The 5011-nt window shown below is 61.1% G+C and carries 5 protein-coding genes and 1 riboswitch; all 5 genes read right to left on the bottom strand.

Going from position 1 to position 5011, the window contains the following annotated elements; genetic code table 11:
* The coding region (gene metH, locus ADADOO_RS04550; protein WP_511275388.1) for a methionine synthase at positions 1–2359 on the bottom strand (2359 nt) is incomplete at its 3' end.
* A gap of 67 nt (positions 2360–2426) precedes the next feature.
* Positions 2427–2497, bottom strand: a riboswitch (S-adenosyl-L-homocysteine riboswitch).
* Entirely contained in the window at positions 2473–3420 is a 948-nt protein-coding gene (locus ADADOO_RS04545) for an LOTUS domain-containing protein (RefSeq protein ID WP_511275386.1), read from the bottom strand. Its footprint overlaps the riboswitch before it by 25 nt.
* A 65-nt stretch (positions 3421–3485) precedes the next feature.
* On the bottom strand, positions 3486–3770 hold the full coding sequence (locus ADADOO_RS04540; RefSeq protein WP_511275384.1) for a HigA family addiction module antitoxin: 285 nt from the start codon (positions 3768–3770) through the stop codon (positions 3486–3488).
* Positions 3771–3779: 9 nt separating this feature from the next.
* Positions 3780–4058 (bottom strand): type II toxin-antitoxin system RelE/ParE family toxin, encoded by a 279-nt coding sequence (locus ADADOO_RS04535; RefSeq protein ID WP_511275383.1) that lies wholly within the window; start codon positions 4056–4058, stop codon positions 3780–3782.
* Between the two features lie 69 nt (positions 4059–4127).
* On the bottom strand, positions 4128–5011 hold an 884-nt coding region (locus ADADOO_RS04530; protein ID WP_511275381.1), incomplete at its 5' end, for a sigma 54-interacting transcriptional regulator.

The following is a 5011-nucleotide window of genomic DNA, read 5'->3' as shown; positions in this document are numbered from 1 at the left end:
CGCCGAGGTCGACCACGTCGTAGCCGTTGCAGCCGAGGACGACGCCGACGATGTTTTTGCCGATGTCGTGCACGTCGCCCTTGACCGTGGCCATCAGGATCTTGCCCTTGCTGCCCAGCCCGGTGCGGGTCTTTTCTGCTTCGATGTAGGGCAGCAGGTGGGCGACGGCCTGTTTCATGACGCGGGCTGATTTGACCACTTGGGGCAGGAACATCTTGCCGGCGCCGAACAGGTCGCCGACGTGGTTCATGCCGTTCATCAGCGGGCCTTCGATGACCGAAAGCGGCGGCTTGCCTTCGGCTTCGAGCTGGGCGCGCACTTCTTCGGTGTCGGCCACGACGAAATCGGTGATGCCCTTGATCAGCGCATGTTCCAGCCGCTTTTCCACGGATTGCTCGCGCCACGAAAGATCGGGGCCGGTGTCCTTGGCCTTGCCTTCTTTCACGGTCTGCGCGAAATCGACCAGCGCTTCACCGGCTTCCGGGTTGCGGTTGAGGACGACGTCCTCAACCTTCTCGCGCAGCACCGGATCGAGATCGTCGTAGATGCCTAGCATGCCGGCATTGACGATGCCCATGGTCATGCCGGCCTTGATGGCGTGGTAGAGGAAAACCGTGTGGATCGCCTCGCGCACGGCATCGTTGCCGCGGAAAGAAAACGACACGTTGGAGACGCCGCCGGAAATGTGGGCGTGCGGCAGATTCTGCTTGATCCAGCGCACCGAATTGATGAAGTCGACGGCGTAGTTGTCGTGTTCCGGAATGCCGGTGGCGATGGCAAAAATGTTCGGGTCGAAAATGATGTCTTCAGCCGGGAAACCGATGCCCGTCAGCAGGTCGTAGGCACGCTTCGAAATCTCGGTCTTGCGGGCGAAGGTGTCGGCCTGACCCTTCTCGTCGAAGGCCATGACGATGACCGCGGCGCCGTAGCGGCGGGCGAGGCGGGCGTGCTCGATGAACTTGGCTTCGCCTTCTTTCATCGAAATCGAATTGACGATGCCCTTGCCCTGGATGCACTTGAGGCCGGCTTCGATGACTTCCCATTTCGACGAGTCGATCATGATCGGGACGCGCGAAATATCCGGTTCCGAGGCGATCAGTTTGAGGAAGCGGTCCATGGCGGCGACCGAATCGAGCATCGCCTCGTCCATGTTGATGTCGATGACCTGGGCGCCGTTCTCGACCTGCTGGCGGGCGACGGCCAGCGCGTCGTCGAAGCGGCCTTCGAGGATCATCCGGGCGAAAGCTTTCGAGCCGGTGACGTTGGTTCGCTCGCCGACATTGACGTACAGCGAATCGGCGCCGACGTTGAACGGTTCCAGCCCGGAAAGGCGGAGCTTCTTTTCGATTTTCGGCACTTTTCTCGGGTTGACCGTAGCAACCCGTTCGGCGATGGCCTTGATGTGCTCGGGCGAGGTGCCGCAGCAGCCGCCGACGATATTGACGATGCCGGCCTTGGCCCAGCTCTCGATCTCATCGGCCAGCATCTCGGCTGTTTCGTCGTAGCCGCCAAACGCGTTGGGCAGACCGGCGTTCGGGTGGGCCGAGACGGCGCAGTCGCAGACGCGCGACAGTTCCTCGACGTACTGACGCAACTCCTTGGCGCCGAGTGCGCAGTTGAGGCCGAAGCTCAAGGGCTGGATGTGGCTCAGCGAATTCCAGAAAGCCTCGGCGGTCTGGCCGGACAGCGTGCGGCCGGAGGCATCGGTAATCGTGCCGGAAATCATCACCGGCCAGCGCCGGCCAGCGGTCTCGAAAAACTGCTCGATGGCGAACAGCGCCGCCTTGGCGTTGAGCGTGTCGAAAATCGTTTCGACCAGAAGGATGTCAGCGCCGCCGTCGGTCAGGCCGCGGATCGCTTCGCGGTAATCGGTGACCAGTCCGTCGAAAGTGACGTTGCGGTAGCCGGGGTCGTTGACGTCCGGCGAGATTGACGCCGTGCGGCTCGTCGGGCCAAGCACGCCGGCGACAAAGCGCGGCTTGGCCGGGTTGGCGGCGGTGAATTCGTCGCAGAGTTTGCGGGCCAGCGCGGCACCTTCGTGGTTCAGTTCATAGACGATGGCTTCGAGCTTGTAGTCGGCCTGCGACACGGCGGTCGAATTGAAGGTGCAGGTCTCGAGAATGTCGGCGCCGGCTGCGAGATAGTCGCGGTGAATGCCGCCGATGACGTCGGGGCGGGTGAGAACCAGCAGGTCGTTGTTGCCCTTGAGATCGTGCCGGTGATCCTTGAAGCGTTCGCCGCGATAGTCGGCTTCCTGCAATCCGTGGCGCTGGATCATGGTGCCCATGGCGCCGTCGAGGACAAGCATCTTCTCGGCAAGCAGGGCGGAAAGTTCGGCGGTACGGTCGGGTTGCTGCATGATCACCTCGGCAAAGCAAAATTACGCCGGGCACGCCGCAAAAACGAACGGCGCCACAAACCGGCTGGGTTTGCGAGCGCCGTTGATCATTGCCGAGCCTGGCCTGAATCAAGTCAGGTCGCAGCGCTCCTCGGCAGAACCCGTAGTTTACCGGTCGCGCCGCCGGCTGCCAAGGCAAGGGATTGATTTTTTGGGGGAGCGCTTGCTGCCGGTAGCTGAATGCCGGCTTGTATTGACGAGCAAACCGTGGACTTTGGCCGATATAGCGTACGGAATTTGCCATTGGGCAGTGGCTCATCAAAGACGTCGAATAGCTCGCTGGCATTGAGCATTTTCTTCAGCGTCTTGTGGCCGTAGCGTCCTTTCAGGTCTTGCAACTCGTCGGGTATATTTTCGAAGGCCAGTTTTCCGGCCCACGCAAGATATGTCCAACCATCCTTACGCGAGACCTGGTTTGCAACATCGCGCATGAAGGTGACCAGGGGGCTGCCCTGGAGCCAGAATAGTTTGTAGTGACGGTCAAATTCGCCGCTTTGAACCAATAACCGCATTGCCTCGTGGCTCTGCTCGACCGCCTCGGTCGTCGCCTTCAGGTGGTCGAGGATGGGCATGACTCGCTGGCGTTGTTCATCCAGGTAAGTCAGCGTCGCCTGCATGACCTCGTCGTTTCCGGGCTGCCAGCGGGGCAGGAAGTGATGAACGAGTTGGTTACGTTCATTCTTCATCGCTTCGAGTTCTGCGCGCATCGATTCGATGTGCTCGTCCTCGATGCTTACCGAGAAGCGAAAACGCAGCAATGCTTCCTCGCCGTTGGCCGGGTCGTACGCGGTGTCTTCGCCGGCATCCTGCAAAACTTCATTTTTGTAGGTTTCGACAAGGTTGCCGAGCGTCGTGCGATTGATCTTCTCAACGTGTTTTTGGTGCTTGTCGGCAAAGTTCTCAAACGTTCCGGCTACATTGTGGTTGCAGAGCAATCTCTTCAGCAGAGATTCGGCTTGTTGGAAGATAACGAGGTTGCGGCCGAGGCGCCGAAGCACTTCGTCTGTCGGGTTGTCGAACATCGTGCGCTAGTCGGCTTGGGGGTTAAGACAGTAGTTGTCTTTGCCCAAGCCGGCTTGAGTACTAATCACGCCGCTATCCGCAGTGGCGCCACCGCCGGTAGCGGCTTCTGCTCGGCTTCCCACAAGTCGCGGGCCGATTGCATGTCCAGCCAGACCTCGGGCGTGGTGCCCAGCCAGGCAGCCAGACGCAAGGCCATTTCGGCCGAGATGCCGGCCTTGCCGTTCAGAATCTTGGACAGCATGACGCGCGAGACACCGAGTTGCTCGGCGGCGGCGGTGACCGTCATGCCTTCCGGAATCCATTCCTTGAGGACTTCGCCCGGGTGGGCTGGGTTGTGCATCCTGCTCATTGTCGTTCCTCAGTGGTAATCCTGATAATTCACCAATAGCGCATCGCCGTCCTCAAAACGGAAGGTGATGCGCCAATTGCCATTGACCGTGATCGCATAGTGCCCGTTCAGATCGCCTGCCAAAGCATGCAGGCGCCATCCCGGCGCATTCATGTCCTCGGGTTGCTTGGCCTTGTCCAGCATCGTCAATTGAAGACGGAGCTTGCCGGCGTGGTGGGGCTGTATGCCTGCTTTGCTCCCGGTCCGGAAAAAGGCTTCAAGCCCCTTGTGCATGAACGATTTGATCATGGATGCATTGTAAATCGTTAATTAACGGTTATCAACCGAGTGCTGCGGCCCTTTCGCCGGTTAAGTGAGTCAGCCCAACGGTTCGCAGCGCAGCCAGACGGTGAAGCGGGCACCGGCGCCGGGGGGGCTGGTCGCCGTCAGGTGGCCGCCGTAGCGTTCGATGAGATTCTTGCTGACCCACAGGCCGAGGCCGTTGCCGCCGGGTTTCTTGGCGGTGAAGAAGGGTTCGAACAGGTGTTCGAGGTCGGCCTGGCTGATGCCGGGGCCGGAATCTTCGACCGCGAGCTGGATGCCGAGCGGCATGTCGGCCTCGTCCCAGTCGTCGACGGCGATGCTCAGGACGCCGCCGGTAGGCATCGCCTGGATGGCGTTGACCAACAGGTTGATGACGACCTGTTGCAGCTCGTTTTTGTTGCAGATGATCTGGCGGGCCGAATCGACATGCTGTTCGATGGCGATGTTGCCGGTCTTCAAGAGGTGGCGGACGAGGAGCAGGCTGTCCTGGATGAGCTGGGCCGGGTTGGTCGGTTCGAGATAGCCGACGTAATCCTGCGGCCGGGCGAATTGCAGCAGCTTGGCGACGATCAGCCGGATGCGCTGGACCTGCTCGTGGATCAGCCTGATCTCCGGGGCGACGGGTTCGGCCTGCGCGCCGAGCGGCAGTTCGGAGATTTCATCGAGGAACAGCGTGCCGCCACGGGCGTAATAAAACAGGCCTTCGCGACTTTGCGCGGCGCCGGTGTAGGCGCCCTTGACGTGGCCGAATAGCTCGGACTCGATGAGTTCGGCCGAAATCGCCGCGCAATTGACCGGCACGAAGGGGCCGCCGGCGCGCGGGCTCATGCGGTGCACGGCGCGGGCGGCGACTTCCTTGCCCGTGCCGGATTCGCCGCTGAGCAGCACGGTGGCCGGCGTCGGGGCGATGCGCTTGAGGCGTTCGCAGACCTTGAACA

It is taken from the genome of Azonexus sp. (assembly GCF_036170495.1).
GTDB lineage: Bacteria > Pseudomonadota > Gammaproteobacteria > Burkholderiales > Rhodocyclaceae > Azonexus.
Note: the sequence above shows the minus strand (reverse complement) of the source record. Positions and strands in the feature narration are given on the sequence as shown.